The 18,817-nt window shown below is 72.9% G+C and carries 16 protein-coding genes; 8 read left to right on the top strand and 8 right to left on the bottom strand.

The genetic code is table 11. The features are described 5' to 3' along the window. Nucleotides 1-29 precede the first annotated feature (29 nt). The 4 genes from KI385_RS10610 (at nt 30) to KI385_RS10595 (ending at nt 3,391) form a co-directional block, all read left to right on the top strand. Nucleotides 30-785: a molybdopterin-dependent oxidoreductase gene (locus KI385_RS10610; RefSeq protein WP_238571936.1), complete on the top strand. Its 756-nt coding sequence runs from the start codon at nt 30-32 to the stop codon at nt 783-785. Beyond that, entirely contained in the window at nt 769-1,401 is a 633-nt protein-coding gene (locus tag KI385_RS10605) for a cytochrome b/b6 domain-containing protein (RefSeq protein ID WP_238571935.1), read from the top strand. The genes KI385_RS10610 and KI385_RS10605 overlap by 17 nt, the downstream gene beginning before the upstream one ends. A 146-nt stretch (nt 1,402-1,547) precedes the next feature. Further along, nucleotides 1,548-2,111: a winged helix-turn-helix domain-containing protein gene (locus KI385_RS10600; protein ID WP_238577648.1), complete on the top strand. Its 564-nt coding sequence runs from the start codon at nt 1,548-1,550 to the stop codon at nt 2,109-2,111. Next, nucleotides 2,108-3,391 (top strand): MFS transporter, encoded by a 1,284-nt coding sequence (locus KI385_RS10595; RefSeq protein ID WP_238571934.1) that lies wholly within the window; start codon nt 2,108-2,110, stop codon nt 3,389-3,391. Before KI385_RS10600 ends, KI385_RS10595 begins: the two co-directional genes overlap by 4 nt. On the opposite strand, the gene KI385_RS10590 is transcribed toward KI385_RS10595, so the two are convergent. The 3 genes from KI385_RS10590 to KI385_RS10580 form a co-directional block, all read right to left on the bottom strand. Further along, nucleotides 3,367-4,527, bottom strand: a complete 1,161-nt coding sequence (locus KI385_RS10590; protein WP_238571933.1) for a sensor histidine kinase — start codon at nt 4,525-4,527, stop codon at nt 3,367-3,369. The genes KI385_RS10595 and KI385_RS10590 overlap by 25 nt on opposite strands. Next, the gene (locus KI385_RS10585) at nt 4,524-5,291 is read right to left on the bottom strand and encodes a response regulator transcription factor (protein WP_238571932.1); all 768 of its coding nucleotides are present in this window, start codon (nt 5,289-5,291) and stop codon (nt 4,524-4,526) included. Before KI385_RS10585 ends, KI385_RS10590 begins: the two co-directional genes overlap by 4 nt. Before the next feature lie 163 nt (nt 5,292-5,454). Further along, on the bottom strand, nt 5,455-5,862 hold the full coding sequence (locus tag KI385_RS10580) for a (2Fe-2S) ferredoxin domain-containing protein (protein WP_181923625.1): 408 nt from the start codon (nt 5,860-5,862) through the stop codon (nt 5,455-5,457). Between the two features lie 86 nt (nt 5,863-5,948). Between KI385_RS10580 and KI385_RS10575 the strand changes: the two genes are divergently transcribed. From KI385_RS10575 to KI385_RS10560, 4 genes are all read left to right on the top strand, one after another. Then, a complete protein-coding gene (locus KI385_RS10575) occupies nt 5,949-7,373 on the top strand; it encodes a cytochrome P450 (protein WP_238571931.1) in 1,425 nt (474 codons plus the stop codon). A 303-nt stretch (nt 7,374-7,676) separates the two neighbouring features. After that, a complete protein-coding gene (locus tag KI385_RS10570; protein ID WP_238571930.1) occupies nt 7,677-9,293 on the top strand; it encodes an ABC-F family ATP-binding cassette domain-containing protein in 1,617 nt (538 codons plus the stop codon). A 125-nt stretch (nt 9,294-9,418) separates the two neighbouring features. Beyond that, nucleotides 9,419-11,287: a hypothetical protein gene (locus KI385_RS10565; RefSeq protein ID WP_238571929.1), complete on the top strand. Its 1,869-nt coding sequence runs from the start codon at nt 9,419-9,421 to the stop codon at nt 11,285-11,287. Between the two features lie 59 nt (nt 11,288-11,346). Further along, a complete protein-coding gene (locus KI385_RS10560) occupies nt 11,347-12,729 on the top strand; it encodes a tetratricopeptide repeat protein (RefSeq protein ID WP_238571928.1) in 1,383 nt (460 codons plus the stop codon). A gap of 30 nt (nt 12,730-12,759) precedes the next feature. Here KI385_RS10560 and KI385_RS10555 read toward each other — a convergent pair whose 3' ends face one another. The 5 genes from KI385_RS10555 to KI385_RS10535 all read right to left on the bottom strand — a co-directional run bounded on the left by KI385_RS10555 (nt 12,760) and on the right by KI385_RS10535 (nt 18,805). Further along, entirely contained in the window at nt 12,760-13,188 is a 429-nt protein-coding gene (locus KI385_RS10555) for an NUDIX domain-containing protein (protein WP_238571927.1), read from the bottom strand. A gap of 21 nt (nt 13,189-13,209) precedes the next feature. Continuing rightward, nucleotides 13,210-13,884 (bottom strand): HAD family hydrolase, encoded by a 675-nt coding sequence (locus KI385_RS10550; protein ID WP_238571926.1) that lies wholly within the window; start codon nt 13,882-13,884, stop codon nt 13,210-13,212. Nucleotides 13,885-13,998: 114 nt separating this feature from the next. Next, on the bottom strand, nt 13,999-14,760 hold the full coding sequence (locus KI385_RS10545) for a Bax inhibitor-1/YccA family protein (RefSeq protein WP_238571925.1): 762 nt from the start codon (nt 14,758-14,760) through the stop codon (nt 13,999-14,001). A gap of 133 nt (nt 14,761-14,893) precedes the next feature. After that, nucleotides 14,894-16,258 (bottom strand): hypothetical protein, encoded by a 1,365-nt coding sequence (locus tag KI385_RS10540; RefSeq protein ID WP_238571924.1) that lies wholly within the window; start codon nt 16,256-16,258, stop codon nt 14,894-14,896. A 3-nt stretch (nt 16,259-16,261) separates the two neighbouring features. Further along, entirely contained in the window at nt 16,262-18,805 is a 2,544-nt protein-coding gene (locus tag KI385_RS10535; RefSeq protein ID WP_238571923.1) for a hypothetical protein, read from the bottom strand. Nucleotides 18,806-18,817: the final 12 nt, after the last annotated feature.

Here is an 18,817-nt window from a genome sequence, read left to right as displayed (position 1 = left end):
CCGTGCCCGTGGGGTGTTCGAATCGAAGGGTGACCAAAGACGCGAATCCGGCCCGCGCCGCGGACGGCGGTGGCGAGGACGGGCGGGGTACCCCGATCGGCCGCCGTGTGGTGCTGGGCATGCTCGCGGGCGGTGCCGCCGGCGTCGCCGCGGCCCCCTTCCTGCAGCGCGCCTACGACAACACCCTCGGCGCCGCCGCACAGAAGGACCCCACCGGGCTGTCCGGTTTGCTCCCGGCCGGCGGCGGCTTCCGCTACTACTCGGTGACCGGCTCCGTGCCGCACAAGGACGAGAGCAGCTACCGCCTTACCGTCGACGGCCTGGTGCGCCACCGCGCCAGCTACCGCCTGGCGGATCTGCGCGCACTGCCGCAGACCCGGCTCGTCCGCGACGTCCAGTGCGTGACCGGATGGCGGGTCCCCAAAACCCCCTTCGAGGGCGTACGCCTCTCGGCCCTGCTCGATGCCGCGGGTGTCCGCCCGCAGGCCAAGGCCGTCCGCTTCACCTGTTTCGACGGCGCCTACAGCGAGTCCCTGACCCTCGAACAGGCCCGGCGTGACGACGTCCTGGTGGCGCTGCGGATGCAGGACAAGCCGCTCGGCCATGACCACGGCGGGCCGGTGCGCCTCTATGTGGCGCCCATGTACTTCTACAAGTCGGCGAAGTGGCTCTCCAAGATCACTGTCACCGACCATGTCGAGCCCGGATACTGGGAGCAGCTGGGATATGACGTCGATGCCTGGGTCGGCCGGTCGAACGGACGCGACGATGTCCCGACCACCTGAGGGCGCCACGTCCCGCCCCCGGGTGCCGCGCTTCACCCGCGCCGAACACTGGGTGCACCGCGCCACCGCCACCCTGATGGCCGTCTGCGTGCTCACCGCGGGCTGCCTCTACCTCCCCTTCCTCGCCGAACTCGTCGGCCGTCGCGCCCTGATGGTCGCCGTCCACGAGTGGTCCGGCATTCTGCTGCCGGTCCCGCTGCTGCTCGGCCTGGGCTCCCGCGCCCTGCGCGCCGACCTCACCCGCCTCAACCGCTTCGGCCGGCACGACCGCCAGTGGCTGCGCGCCGCACTGCGCCGTCGAGGGGGCCGTCCCGCCGGAAAGTTCAACGCCGGCCAGAAGCTGTACGCCGCCTGGATCGCCGGCGCGGTCCTCGTGATGATGGGCACCGGCCTGCTGATGTGGTTCACCCATCTCGCGCCCCTGGTGTGGCGCACCGGCGCCACCTTCGTCCACGACTGGCTCGCGCTCACCGTGATCATCGTGATCGCCGGTCATGTCTGGATGGCGTACCGCGATCCCGAGTCCCGCCGCGGGCTGCGCACCGGGTCGGTGGATGCGCACTGGGCCAGGCACGAGCATCCGTTGTGGAAGCACGAGGAGGACCCAACTCGGTAGGCGCGCCCTCAAGTTGCAGAGAATTCTCTGCAGAGATCTCTATGCAGAGGAGTCTCTGCAACTCTATGCTGAGGGCCATGACCGACGACGCCTCCGCGCACCAGCCGTCCCGGCCGGCCTCGCCCGCCGCACCGCCCACCCGCACGATGGACGCCCGGAGCCTGCGCGGTCTGGCCCACCCGCTGCGGATGCGCATCCTGGAACTGCTGACCCTCGACGGCCCGGACACCGCCACCGGACTCGGCCGCCGCCTCGGTGAGAACACCGGCACGGTCAGCTGGCATCTGCGCCACCTCGCCGACCACGGCTTCATCGAGGAGGAGACCGGCCGCGGCACCAAGCGCGAGCGCTGGTGGCAGGCCGTCCGCGTCTCCCACCACCTCAACACCACCGAATTCCGCGACGATCCGGACACCCGGGGCGCCCTGTCGGTCTATCTGGACGAGATCGTCCGGCGGGGCTTCCATCAGGTCGCCACCTATCTCGCCGAGGACTGGGACCCGGTCTGGCGGGACGCCGGCACACTCTCCCGCTGGTCCGATCTGCGACTGACCCCGAGTCAACTGGAGGCGCTGAACGCCGAGTTGACGAGCGTCATCGACCGGCACCGGGAGGCGACCGGGGGCGGGGACGCGGCGGGCGGCGAGGAAGCGCTGCCCGTCATGATCCAACTGCAGTCCTTCCCGCGCAGGGAACGGGACGCGCGATGAGCGGACTGCTGCGCAGACACCGCGACTTCCGGCTGTTGTGGTGCGGCGAGACGGCGGGCAGGTTCGGTGCGGCGGTCACCAACGTGACCATGCCGCTGGTGGCGGTGTCGACACTGCACGCCTCCACCTTCGCGGTCGGACTGCTCAGCGCCTGCGGCTGGCTGCCCTGGCTGCTCATCGGCCTCCCGGTCGGTGTATGGGTGGACCGGCTGCGCCGCCGCCCCCTGATGCTGGCCGCCGCCGCGGTGTCACTGGTGCTGTTCGCCGCCGTACCCGTCCTGGCCCGGTCCGGTGGGCTCGGTCTGGGGCTGCTGATCGCCGTGGCTCTGCTGACCGGCGCGGCGGCGGTGCTCTTCCAGACCGCCTACAGCGCCTACCTCCCCACCCTGCTCGCGCCGGACGACCAGTCCGAGGGCAACGCCAAGCTGCACGGCAGCGCCTCCGCGGCGCAGATCGCCGGGCAGGGCGCCGGCGGATTCATCGCCCAACTGGCGGGCGCGGTCAACGGGTTGTTCGCCAACGCGGCCACCTTCCTGGTCTCGCTGTGCTGTCTGCTGGGCATCCGGTACCGCGAACCGCGCCCGGAGGCCGGGGACCGCGCGCCACGGTCGCTGACCAAGGAGGTCGCCGAGGGGCTGCGACTGGTCGCCGGCGACAGATGGTTCCGTACGCTGACGGTCTTCGGCGCGACCTCCAACCTCGCCCTCATGGGCTACCAGTCCCTCCTGACGGTCTTCCTGGTCCGCGAGGTCGGCCTGTCGCCCGGCGCGGTCGGCGGGCTGCTGGCGCTGGCCAGTACGGGCGGTGTCGCGGGAGCCTTCGTGGTACGCCGGACCGCCGACCGGATCGGCACCGCCCGCGCCACCCTGCTGTTCGAACTTGGCCTGTCCAGCACGGCGTTGCTCATCCCGCTCACCGTCCCGGGCGCCGGGACACTGCTCTACGTCGTGGGCAGCTTCGGGGTCTCCGCGGGCGTGGTGGCCGGCAATATCCTCAAGGTGAGCTTTCAGCAGGGCTACTGCCCGCCGCCGCTGCTCGGCCGGCTGGTCGCCAGCAGCGCGTTTCTCAATTACGGCACCCTGCCGCTGGGGGCGCTGCTCGGCGGCGCGCTCGGCTCCGCCCTGGGCGTCCGCACGGCAATGTGGATCATGACCGCCGGTGTGCCGCTGGCCGCCCTGGTCCTGGTCTTCTCGCCGATACGGACCGTCCGCGACCTGCCCGTCCGCCGTACGGAGACGACCCCGGACCTGGCCGCTCAGCCCGCCGGCGGCTCCTCATGAGGCGCCGGCCGTGGAGCCTCCGCCGACGGCAGCGCCACCTCGAAGCGGCAGCCGGCGCCGGTGTTCCGTACCGTCGCCCGGCCCTCGTGGGCCTCCACGATGCCGCGCACGATCGCCAGCCCGAGCCCCGCACCACCCTGGCCGTCCACTCGCGGGGTGCGCGCCGCACCCCCGCGCCATCCGGTGTCGAAGACGCGCGCCAGATCCTCCGGCGGGATACCGCCGCAGCCGTCCTCGACCGCGAGGACCACCCGGCCCTCCTCGTGCCGTGCGCTGACCGCGACGGTGCCGTCGGCCGGTGTCGCACGGATCGCGTTGACCAGCAGATTGCCGAGGACGCGGGTGATCTGCTGGGCATCCACCCGTACCGGCAGCGGCGCCACTCCACCGTCGACCAGCCGCACCCCGCTCGCCCGTGCCAGCGGCCCGGCCCCCGCCAGCGCCTCGTCCACGAGGTCGTACACCGACACCCGCGAGAGGGTCAGCGCCAGCGCCCCGGCCTGGATCCGGGACAGCTCGAAGAGGTCGTCGACCATCGCGGCCAGCCGGTCCACCTCGATCCGTATCCGGGAGTGATAGCGCGCGGTGTCCTCGGCGACGCCGTCCTCCAGCGCCTCGGCCATCGCCCGCAGCCCGGCGAGCGGGGTGCGCAGATCGTGCGAGATCCCGGCGATCAGCTCGCGCCGTGAGGCATCCAGCGCCCGCTCGCGCTCCCGCGCCTCGGCGAGCCGTCCGCTGGTCTCCTCCAACGCCCTTGACAGTGCGGCGAGTTCCGCCGTCGGCGGCTCGGCGGGCGCCACGAATCCGCCCTCGCTGCCGACCGTACGGGCCGATCGCGCCAGCTCCCGGCTGCCCGCCGCGATCCGCCGGCCGAAGAGCAGCGCGGCCGCCAGCGACACCACCCCGGAGACCGCGACCACGGCCATCACGACGCCGAGGTCGTGCCCGGAAAGGAACATCGCCTGGGCGACCGCCACCGTCCCCGCCGCCATCGCGGCCACCGCCAGCGCCGCCACCGCGAACAGCGACAGCGCGACCGAGCGCCGCCGCAGCGCCCGTACCGCGGGCGCGGCGAGCAGCCCCGCCAGCGCCGCGCCGAGCGCCGCCAGCGCCACGATGACCAGGAAGTCCGTCATGACCGAGGCTCGCCTCCCACGGGATCGAAGCGGTAGCCGGCGCCCCAGACCGTCGTCACCAAGCGCGGCGCGGCCGGATCCTCCTCGATCTTCTCGCGCAGCCGCCGCACATGCACGGTCACCGTCGACAGATCGCCGAACTCCCACCCCCAGACCCGGTGCAGCAGCTCCTCCCGCGAGAAGACCCGGCCCGGGTGCCGCATCAGGAAGACCAGCAGATCGAACTCGCGGGCGGTGAGGGAGAGTTCACGTCCGGCGCGGTCGGCCCGCCGGCCGCCGGGATCGGCGCTGAGATCCCCGGCCCGCAGAACGGGAGCGGGCGCCGCGGCCGGCGGCGTGGACTCCGCACGGCGCAGCACCGAACCGATCCGCAGCACCAGCTCCCGCGGACTGAACGGCTTGGTCACATAGTCGTCCGCGCCCAGCTCCAGCCCGAGAATGCGGTCCGCCTCCTCGCCGCGCGCCGTCAGCATCACCACCGGGACCGCGGGGCCCTCGTCGGCGCGGCGCAGCCGGCGGCACACCTCCAGGCCGTCGATGCCCGGCAGCATCAGATCGAGCACGACGAGATGCGGGCGGAAGTCCGCGGCCCGTTCGAGGGCGGCGAAACCGTCGGCGGCGTGCTCGGTGGTGTAGCCGGCGCGGGAGAGATAGCCGGTGACGACCTCGGCGACGGTCGGATCGTCCTCGACGACCAGGACACGGCGCGGCGGCCCGTGCGACGGTGCGGGCCGGGGTGCGGAGGGCGGCGTTGCGCGGTGCACGGGGTCAGCGGGCCCTTCCCGGGAGGTACGTCATGCTTCCAGCCAACACCAGCGGGCGCGGTGAGGGGCGGCCGGGCCCGTCGTCGTAAGACTCCGGTAACCGGTGACCGGCGGTGTTCCGCGCCGCCGCGGGTGGGGACCTGCCGGGCCGGGGCCCGGCGGCTCAGCCCTCCAGCCCCTCCCGTACCCGCCGCGACACCGTGATCGCGTACAGATCGAGCACACCCGGCGGCTCCGCGATGCCCGGCCCGCCGGCGCGTATCCAGGCGGCGATGTCGTCCAGCGCATCGTCGTCGTTGACCAGCCCCAGCCACACCGGGCGCCCGCCCGCGGCCCGGCCCGCCGCCGACGGCTGGACCACGACCACATTCGCCTGGTCGCACACGTCCAGGCACTCCGAGGCCCGTACCGGCGCCGCGCCGTCGAGCGCCGCGCGCAGGCGCGGGATCTGCCCGGCGTGGTCGACGCCCGGGATCTTGGCCCCATCGCCGCAGCAGCAGCCGCGGCAGACGGTGACCCGGCACGGGGCCGCGGAGGCGGTGGCCGCCCGGTCGGCACGCTTGTTGATCATCCGGTGCATGCTACGCGGGCGGTGCGGGGCACGACGCCGGGAGGGGGCGGGATAGAAATCCGCGCTTCCGGGATAGAGATCCGAGCATGCCCGTCACCGAGTCCCACCCCCAGCCCGGTCCCGCACCGGAAACCGCGATACCCGGCCCGGCCGGCCTCCCCGTTCTCGGCTCGATGCTCGACCTCCGGCGCGACTCCCTCAGTACGTTCCTGACGGCCCAGCGCGAGTACGGCGATGTGGTCCGCCTGGAGGCCGGCCCGCCCGGTCTGCGCAGTGTCTTCCACGCGGTCTTCGCGCCCGAGGGCGTCCAGCAGATCCTGGCCTCCCAGGCCGCCAACTTCCGTAAGGACCACCCGCTCTACGAGGAGGTCCGGCAGGCCTTCGGCAACGGCCTGCTCACCAGCCAGGACGCCGACTACCTCAGGCAGCGGCGGCTGGTGCAGCCGTTGTTCACCAAGCGCCGGGTGGACAGCTACGCCTCGGCCGTGACGGCCGAGGCCGACACCCTCGTCGACCGCTGGCGGATCACCGGCGGCGCCACCGTCGACCTGGTCACCGAGATGAACCGGCTCGCGCTGCGCACCGTCGCCCGGATCCTCTTCGGCCTGGACGCCGAGCAGGCCGTGGACGCCATCCACCGCTGCGCCCCGGTCATCAACGCCTATGTCGTACGGCGTGCCTACGTCCCCGTGAAGGTCCCGCGCGAGTGGCCCACCCCCGGGAATCTGCGGGCCCGGGCCGCCACCGACGAGCTGAACGCGCTGTGCGACCGCATCATCGCGGACCGGCGGGCGGCGGCCGGAACGGCGGGGGACGACGAGGCCGGCGAGGGCGACGATCTGCTCTCCCTCCTTGCCGCGGCCGGCAACGAGCAGGACGGCTCGCTCGATGCCACCGAGGTCCGCGAACAGGTCCTGATCTTCCTGCTGGCCGGGCACGAGACCACCGCGACGTCCCTGGCCTTCACCCTCCACCTCCTGGCCCGCCACCCCGCGGAACAGGCCCGGGTCCGCGAGGAGATCGACCGTGTCCTGGCGGACCGCACCCCCACGGCCGCCGACCTGGACCGGCTGCCGTATCTGACCCAGGCGCTCAAGGAGTCCATGCGGCTGTATCCGGCGGCGCCGGTCGTCAGCCGCCGGGCCGTCGAGGCCACCGAGATCGGCGGATTCCGCATCCCGGCCGGTGCCGATGTGGTTGTCGCGCCCTGGGTCACACACCGGAACCCCCACCTGTGGGAGGACCCGGAACGCTTTGATCCGCGGCGCTTCGCACCCGAGCGGGAGGCGGAGCGGCACCGCTACGCCTGGTTCCCGTTCGGCGGCGGCCCGCGCGCCTGTATCGGGCAGCACTTCTCCATGCTGGAGTCGGTGCTGGCGCTGGCGATGCTGCTGCGCTCGTACGAACTTCAGGCCGTGGACGAGGAGGTGCCGGTCGCCGCCGGCATCACCCTTCAGGCGACCGGCCCGGCCCGGGTGCGTCTGCGCCCGCGCGAGCGCGTGGGGGAGTAGCTCTTGGGGGCGCCGCCCCGCCGCCACGTAAACGCAACGAAAAATGCGTTTGCGTTTTGGTGGCGTCCCCCGTACCGTCTTCCTCGGCCCCATTGCCGTCGATTGGAGAAGGCCGTTGCTCGTCTGAGGTCTTGAGACACCGCGCCCGCGCCGGAAGGTGCAGCCCTCTGTGGAGCTGTACGCACCCGCCGCGCGGCCCCGCGTGCGACCTCGGCGTCCAACCGCCCACGCTGCCGTCCGGGCCCTTCCCGTGGTGTCTCCCTGCGCTGTCCACCACCCTTCACGCGCATCCAGGAGACCTGTATGTCCACCTCCGCCACCCCCACCTCCATCGTCTGCACCGGCCTCGGCTTCACCTGGCCCGACGGCAGCCCCGTCCTGGAGGACTTCCAGCTCGCCGTCGGCCCCGGCCGTACCGGCCTCATCGGCCTCAACGGATCAGGAAAATCAACCCTGTTGAAGCTGATCGCGGGCGAACTGACCCCGACCGCGGGCAGCGTCAAGGTCGCCGGCGAGGTCGGCCACCTCCCGCAGCACGCCCCGCTCGACACCGGCCTGCGGGTCGACCGGGCGCTCGGGATCGCCGCGGCACGCGCCGCCCTGCACGCCATCGAGAGCGGCGACGCCCGGGAGGAGCACTTCACCGCCATCGGCGACGACTGGGACGTCGAGGAGCGCGCCCGCGCCACCCTCGACCAACTCGGTCTGCACGGCATCGACCTGGACCGCACCATCGGCGAGATCTCCGGCGGCGAGTCCGTCCTGCTGCGGCTGGCCGCCCTGCTGCTGCGCCGCCCGGACGTGCTGCTGCTCGACGAGCCCACCAACAACCTCGACCGGGCGGCCCGGCAACGGCTGTACGCCGCGGTCGCCGGCTGGTCCGGGGTGCTCGTCGTGGTCAGCCACGACCGCGAACTCCTCGAACTCGTCGACCGGATCGCCGACCTCCGCGGCGGTGAGATCCACTGGTACGGCGGCAACTTCAGCGCATACGAACAGGCGCTGGCCGTCGAACAGGAGGCGGCCGAGCGGATGGTGCGGGTCGCCGAGGCCGACGTACAGCGCCAGAAGCGCGAACTGGCCGACGCCCACGTCAAGTTGGCGCGACGGGTCCGCTACGGCAACAAGATGACCGCCAACAAGCGCGAACCGAAGATCATCATGAACGAGCGCAAGAGGGAGGCCCAGGTATCCGCGGGCAAACACCGCATCATGCACACCGAACGCCTCAAGGAGGCCAGGGAGCGTCTCGACGAGGCCGCCGAAGCGGTCCGGGACGACGACGAGATCCGTATCGACCTGCCGCACACCGCCGTGCCGCCGGGCCGGACCGTACTCACCCTGCACGCCCTGCAGACCCGTTACGGCGCCCGCGCCGACCTGGAGGTGCGCGGCCCCGAACGGATCGCGCTGACCGGCCGCAACGGCTCCGGCAAGACCACCCTGCTGCGGACCGTCGCCGGCGAGCTGGCGCCGGAGGCCGGCACGGCACAGACCCATGTCCCGTACCGCTTCCTCCCGCAGCGTCTGGAGGTCCTCGACGATGCGCTGACCGTCGTCGAGAACGTCGCCCGCTTCGCCCCGGACGCGACCAACAACCGGATCCGGGCCCGGCTCGCCCGCTTCCTGTTCAAGGGCGCCCGCGCCGACCAGCAGGCCGGCACCCTCTCCGGGGGCGAACGCTTCCGCGCCTCGCTCGCCGCGCTGATGCTGGCGGAGCCGGCCCCGCAGCTGCTGATGCTCGACGAGCCGACCAACAACCTCGACATGGCGTCGGTGCGCCGGCTCGTCACGGCGCTGGAGTCCTACGAGGGCGCGCTCATGGTCGTCAGTCACGATCTGACGTTCCTGCGGGAACTCGGCATCACACGCTGGCTCGCGCTGGAGGACGGTGAACTGACCGACATCGAACCGCTGTAGACGCGGGCCGGGGGCGGACGGTGCGACGAGCGCCGTCCGCCCCCGGAAAACGGGTTGCCGATCCCCATCCCGTCGGTCATGATCCTTCGCATGACCTACAGGAAGGGCGGCCACCGCCCCACCCGATGACCGCGCGGACCCCGGGCCAGGACCCGGCCTCCGCCCCGTCAGCCGTCGACCGCGACCGCCTCGCCGAAGTGACCGCAGCGGTCGTCGACGGATCCGTACACACCCCGGGCACCTCGGCCAGAACCACCGTCTTCGACGCGGTGCGAGCCGACCAGGACGGCCCGGTCACCCAAGCGCTGATCAGCCTCACCGACAAACACTGCCCCGCCGTACGCCGCACCGCGCTCACCCTGCTCGGTGAGCTGACCTTCGGCAGCCGCACACCATGGCAGGGCCCGATCGACGCGGCGGCGGCCCGGCTCCACGACCCGGATCCGGACGCCCGCCGGGCCGCCGCCCAGCTCCTCGTGCGCGCCGGCGGCGCGGACCGGGCCCGTACGGCACTCGATGAACTCACCGACCCGGTAACCCGCATCGCCCTCGCGAACGCCCTGCTCCACACGCCCGACACCCACTGCCCACCCGGACCGCTGCGCGCCGACCCGCTGCCCGAAGTCCGCCTGCTCGCCTGCATCGAGGAGCTGGCGACGGCACCGGGGGAGCGATGGCCCGCACTCGATGCCCAGGCGGAGGCGGAGGTCGCCGCGCTGACCGCCGCCGACACCGACCGTATCCGGCCGACCGGCCTCCGCTGGGGCGATGCCCTGTTCCGGCAGGACCGCGAGCGGCACTGCTACGCCATCGCCACCCGGCTGCTGACCGGCACCGCGGGTGCGTACGGACAGCGGGTCGGCGTGGACCTGGCACGGCGGGCCTTCCAGGGATGGCGTGCCGCGCCCGGCGCCCTGACGCCGCATCTGGTCCGCCTGCTCCCCACCGCACCGCCCGATCTGCGCGATCGTGTCGTGGACACCCTCTGCGCCTCCCGCACCGCCACCCGTCTGACCGCCGACGATCTGGCCGCGCTGCTGCCGGCCGGGAACACCGCCGCCGACACGGCGTGGAAGATCGCCTGCGCCCTCGCCGTGATCGACGACCCGCGGGCCGCCCCCTACGTCCATGCCCGGATGGCCTCGGGTGACCCGCCCGCCGGCGCGGTCGCCGCGGTACGCGGTCTGCTGCGCTCCGGCACCCTCGATCGCCGTCAACTGGTACCTCGACTACGGGAGTTGCTCCGTTCCGACGACAGTGGCGTGGTGCACACGGCCGCCTCGATCACCGGCGATCTCGGCCCGGCGGCCGCCGCCTGCGTCCCCGAGCTCATCGAGGCGCTCCGCGCCGAGTGCGCCGCACGTGACGCACTCGGCTCCGAGTGGGCCACCTGGCGGGAGCTCTGCCTGGTCACCTCCCTCGGCCGGATCGGGCCCCCCGCCGCGGCCGCGTTGCCGCTGCTCGAAGGGCTCACCCGGGATTCCCGGCGACGCGCGGGCCACCGGGCGCTCGCCCTCTCCCAGATCACCGGCGACCGCCGGCACATCGAGTCCTATCTGCGCTCCCGCCCCCCAAAGCGTCGCTACGTACCCGACCACTCCGCCCTCTTCCAATGGCTGCTCGACCACGGCGGCCTCGATCCGGACCAGTCCCGCCAGCTGCGGAGTTACGTCCTGGAACGGGCCGGCGCCACACAGGTGTACGGCGCGCTCGCCCTGTGGCGCCACGAGGGCCCGCCGGCCGCCGGTGAACTCCTCGCCCTGCTGCCGCAGTACCTCGACGGCGATCTCTTCGGCCCCGTCGCGATGGACACTCTCGCCGCCATGGGGGAGCACGCACGCCCGGCGCTGCCCCGCCTGCGTGAGCTGATCGACCGGACCACCCGCATCCCGCTCTGCAACGGATCCGAGGACGCCGAGATGGACGGCGACGAGCGGCTGCTCGAAGCGGCGTCCCGCGCCGTCGCCACCATCACGGCACCCGCCGCCCCGTAGGCAGCCACCGCCCGCGTCGCCCCACCCGCCTGCGGCGGGCCCGAACACGAGGCCTCACCATGACCACGCACAGCCACCGCCCCTCCACCGACACCCACACCCACACCCACCACAACACCCCCATGGACACCGACCCCGACATCGCCCGGCTCCTCCGCCTGGCCGAGTCCGGCGACGCCCGCGGCACCCTGCGCGCGCTCCGCGGCGCCGACGATCTGCCGCTCCCCGACGTGGCCCGGATCGTCGGCCGCCTCGCCCACGCACGGGACTTCGGCAACCTCGCCGAGGCCGCCGACGCGCTCGCCTCCGACGCCCAGGACCCCCGGCTTCTCCACGACTTCGGCCATGCCTGCCTCGACCGGGGCGCCGCCTTCCTCGCCCTCCGCCCGCTGCGCGAGGCCCTGCGCCACGCCCCCGACTCAAGCGCCGTACGCACCGAATTGGTGGCCGCCCTCGAGGACGAACACCGGCATGCGGAGGCGGTCGAGCTGCTCGAAGCGCGGGAGGCGACACTACGGCCCTGGCCCGACCGCTATCTGCTGGCCTACAACGCCCTGATGGCCGGTGACCCGGACCGCGCGGGCAGCCACTTCGCCCGGCTGCCCGTCCCCGACGAGCCCTGGCGGCCCGCCCACCACCGGCTGCGCGCCATGCTCCGCCGCACCCTGGCCCTGCGCGCGGCCGCCACCCCGCACCCCCTGGAGCCCGGCCCCGCCCCCGAGGTCCCGGCCCCGCTCGCCGCCACCGACCTGCGCGGCTGGCACTTCGCACTGACCGGCGGCATCCTCACCACCCTCTCGCCCTACGGCTATGCGGTCGGGATGAACGGACGCTACGGCCTCCTCCAGGAAGACCCCGGGCGGGTGCTGTACGGCCTGCACCGGCTGCGCCTCGTCCTGGCCCGGTCCAGGGTCCGCCCCCGTACCGTCTCGCTGCTCCCCGACCGCTCCAGCCGCATCCTGGGGCTTGCCGCGGCCGGTCTGCTCGATCTGCCCGCCGAGCCGTTCGACGCCGCCCGGACCGACACCGTCGTCATCGCCCACCGCCTCAACGGCCTCGACCGGGACGTCCTTGCGCGGCTGCACCGACGCGCCCCGGGGCAGGTCCTCTTCGAGCACGCCACCTGCTGGACCCGGCCCCCGGCCGTCAGCGCCGACATCAGCACCCTGCTCGGGCAACTCGTCGTCGCCCCCTGGGACGCACAGCTCCACGCCACCGCGGACGCCGGCACCAACAGCCGTCCCGACGACCGCCCCGAACAGGCCGTCGCCGACGACCTGCTACGCGCCGACCCCACCCCCGACCCCGGCGACGGCGACACGCCACCCGACCCCGACACCGAGCTGGCCCGCTTCGTCACCGTCGCCCGCGACACATGGCTCACCGGCCCCCGCGACCACGTCCCCTCACCGGGCCCGGTCAGCGGCTCCCGCTTCGGATAGCCGCGCGCGCCGCCGGGCGGGACCAGGCTCCTACCCGGCGGCGCGCCACAGCGCCAGAGTCTCCCCGCACTGCGAATGCAGCGGCGCCGGCAGCGCGTCCGGCGCGCACCACATGAGCGCGTCGAACTTGTGCGGCTCGCAGATCCTCACCTCGTCCGGCTCCACCCGTACGGCGAAGACCACCGCGACCCAGTGCGAGTCGACCGGATCGCCGCGCAGCACATTGCGCACCCCGATCTGCTCGACGCCGAGCGGCCGCACACCGTACTCCTCGTGCACCTCCCGGGCCACGGCCGCCTCGAAGGTCTCACCGAACTCCAGCGCCCCGGCACCGCAGTCCCATGTCCCGGGCTCGTCCCTGGCTCCGGCGCTCCGCCGTGCCAGGAGTATCCGCCCGGCGCCGTCATGGCACACGAAGACACAGGACACCGACACCCGGGGTCGCTGCACATCTGCCACCTTTCGCATCCTCGCCCCCGCTCAGAAGTGGCGCAGCAGCTCGCCGAACGCCGACAGCCGCAGCACCTTGTCGTCGCCGGGGTCGAGCTCGTCGTGCTCCAGTACCCAGGTGTGGTCGTTCGGGATGAACACCGCGTTGAGACCGGCCGAACGGGCCGGCAGGATGTCCGACTTCGGGGAATTCCCGATCATCCATGCGGAGGTCGGCACCAGATCGTAGGCGCGCGTCAGCTCCTCGTACGTCGCCACGTTCTTCTCCGCCACGATGTGTACGCCCCGGAAGTGCCGGGTCAGCCCGGACGCCGCCACCTTCCGCTCCTGCTCCTCGGTGTCGCCCTTGGTCAGCAGCAGTAGTTCATGCCGCCGGGCCAACTCGGCCAGGGTCTCGGCCACTTGGGGAATCAGCTCCACCCGGCCCCCGTCGAAGGCCGCCGCCCATCCGGCGATCCGTGCCGACTCCTCCACCGTCGCGGCCCGTCCCCGCAGCCGTTCGACACACTCCCCGAGGCTGTGCAGGAACACCTTGCTGCCGTACCCGAGGGTCACCGCGTTCGCCGCCTCGATCCCGTCGAGCACGGCCCGCACCCCGTCCCGGTCGAGTTCGGGGTGGACCATCCAGTCCAGGAACTCGTCGATGACCCGCTCGAAGATCACGTTGTTCTCCCACAACGTGTCATCCGCATCAAAGATCAGCATCCGCCTGCCAGCCCTTCTCGCACTCCACCGACCTGCGCACCCTACGCACGCCCGGTGCCCGCCCGCATCGCAAATTCCGCCGGGGAGCGGGACTTGGCCGACCGGCCTGCGCTCTCACCACCACCGCAGGTACGACAGCAGCCGCAGGATCTCCAAGTAGAGCCAGACCAGTGTCATCGCCAGGCCGAAGGCCACGTACCAGGCCCACCGGTGCGAGGCGCCGGACCGCAGAAAGCGGTTGGCGGCCTCGAACTCCACCAGGAAGAAGAAGGACGCGGCGGCGATCGCCGCCACGCTGATGACGATCGCCAGGATGCCGCCGTCCCGCAGACCCAGATCCGCGCCGAACACCCACGAGGCCACCAGGTTCGCCAGGATCAGCACCAGCAGCCCCAGCGCCGTACCGACCGCCCAGCGCGTCACCTTGGCGCTCACCCGGACCACGCGGGTGCCGTACGCCGCGAGCGTGCCGGCGAAGATGCAGCCGGTGCCGACGACGGCCTGTGTGCCGATACCCGGGTGCAGTCCGTCGAAGAACCGGGTCGCCTCCCCGAGCACGACCCCCTGCGCCACCGCGAAGGCCAGGGCCAGCGCCGCGCTCGGCCGCGGCCGGACGGCCAGGAAGATCCCGATGCCCAGCCCGATCAGCAGCGCCGGCAGGGCGAGGAACTGCAGTTGCCGGAAGACGGTGAGGAACGCGCTCGTCGTCAGGACCCCGAAGACGGTCAGGGTTTTGACGACGATGTCGTCGAGGGTGATCGGACGGTCCCTGCCGGCGGCCGGCGACGTGCCGCCGGAGGTGCCCGTACCGGCCGGCGAGACCGCACCGTCCAGCGTCAGCAGGTTACGAATCGCGGGGTTGCTGGTGGTGGCCACCGGCCCTCCTGGAGGGATCTGATGTCACAGCGGATGACGATCGCAGCGGATGACGGGGTGTGCGGACGGCCGGGCCGGCCCGGGTGGCTTGCGTCCTCAACTGCTCGTCGTACGAGCATAGTTGGGGAGCGGCTCATTCCACCTCCACCACTCGGCGGGAACCCGGAACGCTGTCCCGCAGTGCCCGCACCACCTCGTCCACCCCGGGAAACACGGTGTCACCGGCCGGCGGCGACGCATACGGCAGCGCCGTCCCCAGATGATCACGCCAGGGCGCGGGCACGGCCACCGGCTGGCGGATGCCCGTCAGCACCACACACTGGACTGCCTCCGTGCTGTAGCGGTGCAGCGCCGACCGCAACCGGCCCGGCAGGCCCAGCCGTTGCGGTACCGCGGTGTTGAGCAGCCGCTCGCCCAGGCTCTCGCCCTGTGCGGAGAGATCGCTGCCGCGCAGCTGGCGGATGGTGTCGCGGATGGCGGGATACTGGCCCGGCAGCACCCCACGGCAGCGCAGTACGCGCAGCGGGTGCGACTGTCCCTCCACCTCGCACTCGATGTCGAACGACATCCGCCGCTTCAGGAATCCGTAGCGGACCTCGTTGATCACCCGGAGATTCTCCTCGGGCTTGGGCCTGCCCGTCTCCGGCGGCGGCTGGCTGTGCAGCCCCTTGAGCTGTTCGCCGATCGTCACCGAGCCGGTGAACAGCCGCCGCATGCCCACGGCCACCGCATGGTGCTCATACAGTTCCAGCCATGCCGGCAGCCGGCTCACGCTGGTCAGGTCCGGCGCCAGCCGCGCCGCCTCCTCGGCGTGTTCCAGCGCGTCGCCACGCAGCCGCTCGCTGAGCAGACCGATCCGCCGACGCAGCTCGATCAGCGCCAGTGCGTCGAACTGCGCGGCCCGGTCGGCGTCCGGCCGCCCGCCGACGCCTTCCAGTACGCCCGCGAGGATCTGGGTGGGGCCGGCGTCGGCGGACCACCCGCGCCGCCGGGCCAGCTCGGTGAGCCGGTCCAGCGCGTACGGGGTCAGCCAGCCCCGGCCCTCGACGAAACCGCCCCAGTCGCGGGACTCCAGACCGTGCCGGGCGGCGAGCCGGGGCAGCCTGGCCAGCAGCGCCAGCAGCAGCAACTCGGCGTCGTCGATGCCGTCCTGACGGTGCCCCGTCTCGCGCAGCGCCTGGGCGAGCTGATGCGAGTCGAAGAGCGTCGCGAACACCTCGGGTTCCGGGCTCTGGAGGATCTCCGCGAGCAGCGGCTGGACGGTCGGGCCGACCAGCAGATGCAGATGCCGCCCGGTGAACACGGCCGGCAGCTCGGGCGGGGTGAACGCGGCGCGGATCCGGGCGGCCAGCTCCGCCAGCCGGCTCTCGGCCTCGCTGAACCGGCCGATCCGGTGCAGCAGATCCTGCGCGGCGAAGTTGCCGAGCGCCTCCTCGACGGCCGCCATGGCGCGCTCCGAGGTCCGCACCATCCACACGACATAGAGCTCGTTGTCCATGGCTCACCTCCCGGCCACTCGGCCGTAGCGCGGTGGCTCCTGGCCGGAGAGGACCTCGAAGAGCTCCTCGGCCTCCCCGCGCGAACCCCCGACGTACGGACCCACCAGAATCTCCTCCAGCGCCCGGCCCAGTTTGGCCAGCGCCGCGTCGACGGCTTCCTGATGCTCGGCGAGCTCCTCACCGGCCTCGTCCAGCTGCCGGGCCAGCCGGGCGTTCTCCACCGCGCGCCGGAAGAGCCACACCGCGTACTCCCGCTCGGCGCTCACCTTGTTCAGCGGGTCCCCCTTGCAGCTCGCCCGGGCCCGCGGCAGGCCCTGGAACAGCCGCCGGATGCCCTTGTCCAGACCGGCCTCCGGCAGCGTCTCCAGCCAGGCCCGGGTGAACTCCTCGTCGGCGCTGCCCGCTTCGTCCAGGGCCCGCAGCGCCACATCGGGCAGACCGGGCATCTGGTGGCCGAGCAGCCCGGGGATCTCACGGGACTCCAGCCGGGCGGCCCGGCACTCCACGACCGCCCGCAGCAGCCAGGCCCGCGCCAGCCATGGGGGCTCGGCCTGGAGATCGTCCAGACACTCCCGGGCGGTGAGGAACGCCTCGTTGCGCATCGCCATCAGCGCCCGGTCCATCCCCTCGCCGACGGACATATGACGCTCCGCGGTCCGCAGCGCCGTCTCGATGGCGTCCGCCTCGGCGGCGGTGGGCTCGGACGGCTGCAGCGCCTCGATCATCCGGCGGGCGATGCCGGACGGCTGGGTGCGCAGCGCATCGAGGAAGCGCCGGCCGAACTCCTCCTCGGCATCCGGCTTTTCGGCCAGCTGGGCCAGACCGTCCCAGAGCGTCTGCGCGCTGGGACCGGTGGCGCCGGACGGAGCGGGCTCGGCGTGGTCGGTGGCATCGCGTACCACCAGCACGGCCCGCTCGGCGTCGGCGAGCACCGCGGAGCGGGCGGTGTCCACGAGCGTGTACGGGTGGATGAAGAGCACCGCCGCGTCCTCCGCGGTCGGCGGCAGATAGCGGCTGATCAGCACCGTGTGCGGGGTGAACACATCCGCCGCGGCGATCCGGTGCCGGCGCATCGCGCACCGCCACTCGAACCACAGCATCGGCGCGACCTCCTTGCGCCAGGCCTGGAAGGCCCGTTCGGTGGCGGGGCTCTCGTCGGGCGCCACGTCGCGCAGTGCGGCATCGATGAACCGCCCGGCGGCGACCTGGCGCGCCGGGGCGTGCGGCCGGTGCACCGCCGTCTCCAGCTGCTCCACCAGCTCGCCCATCCGCCGGGCCCACTTCTCCCGCATCGAGATCAGCTGCGGCACATTGGCCTCGTAGTACTGCTCGGTCTCCCGCTCCTCGGGTTCGGTGAGCCGGATCGTCCGGCCGGTCGGCTCGTCGAACCGCTCGACCAGCAGCACCGTCGCCGGCCACAGCGCCCGTCGCTCCGCCACGCTCGCCCGGGTGAACGCCTCCAGATCGGCCTTCAGCTGCTTGATCTCGGCCTCCAGCTGGTCCCGGCGCAGCCGCGCGTCCATCGTCAGACGCTGCGAGAGCACGCGCTGATGGGCCTGCTCGACGCTCAGATAGGTGTCCGTGGTGAACAGGTCCGGGCTGAACTCCAGTCCCACGGTCGCCCCGTGCCCCTTGGCCGTCCGCAGATACGGCTGAAGGGACACCAGCCCGACCGCATCCGGGCCGTCCACCCCGCGCGGCGGGCGCAACAACGCCCGGTCCGGCTCGCCCGCCGCCCGCTCCGCGAGCGCCCGCAGCCCCTGGGCGTACGCCACCAGGTCCGGGTACGCGACATCCGTGACCTCCACCAGGCTGGTCTCGTGTGCCAGCGACCGCAGCAGGCCCACGAAGTCGCGCAGCGCGCCACGGGCCGTCGAGGACGCGCCGTCCGCCACCGTCACCGACCGCGCCCGGAACACCGACGGAATGTCGAGCGAGGGCTGTGTGCCGGAGAGCCCGGCCGTCACCCGGATCAGCCCGACGCCGATATGGTCCCCGACGAAATCGCCGCTCTCCGGGTCGCTCAGTCCATTGACCCGCAGACAGGTGGTCAGCGCCGCCTGCACCACCTGCTGCCGGATCTCCGCGATGCCCTCGCCGACCACCAGCACCTCGACGGGGCCCTGTTCGTCCCCCGCCACCCATGCCCGCAGCAGCGAGGACGGCAGCGCCGCGCGCACCTGCGGCGCGAGCGCGGCCTTCGGCCCCCAGGTGAGCGGCGCGGGGAACAGCGGCCCGCACTCCGCGGAATCCCGGGCCCGCCGGGCGCACCGTGCGACCGGGCTGTCATCGGCTCCGATGTCGCCGCCGGGAACCTGGAGCCCCAGCGCCCGTGCGTGCAGCACCAGCGCGAGATCGTCCTCGGTATCGCCGAACAGCGGCTCGTCCGGGCACTGTTGCAGCCAGTACTGCCACAACTTGCTCACCAGGCGCTTCGGTACGGCCGGCCGGCTGTCCCGGAACCGCTGCTGGACCTGTTCGGCCTCGCCCGCGCTCCAGGTGTGCGGCAACCGCTTCAGCACCTCGTCGACGGCGTCCCCCCGCATGGATCTCCTCTC

It is taken from the genome of Streptomyces inhibens (assembly GCF_022221585.1).
Lineage (GTDB): Bacteria > Actinomycetota > Actinomycetes > Streptomycetales > Streptomycetaceae > Streptomyces > Streptomyces inhibens.
The sequence above is the reverse complement of the archived record's forward strand: the minus strand, read 5'-3'. Positions and strand labels throughout refer to the sequence as shown.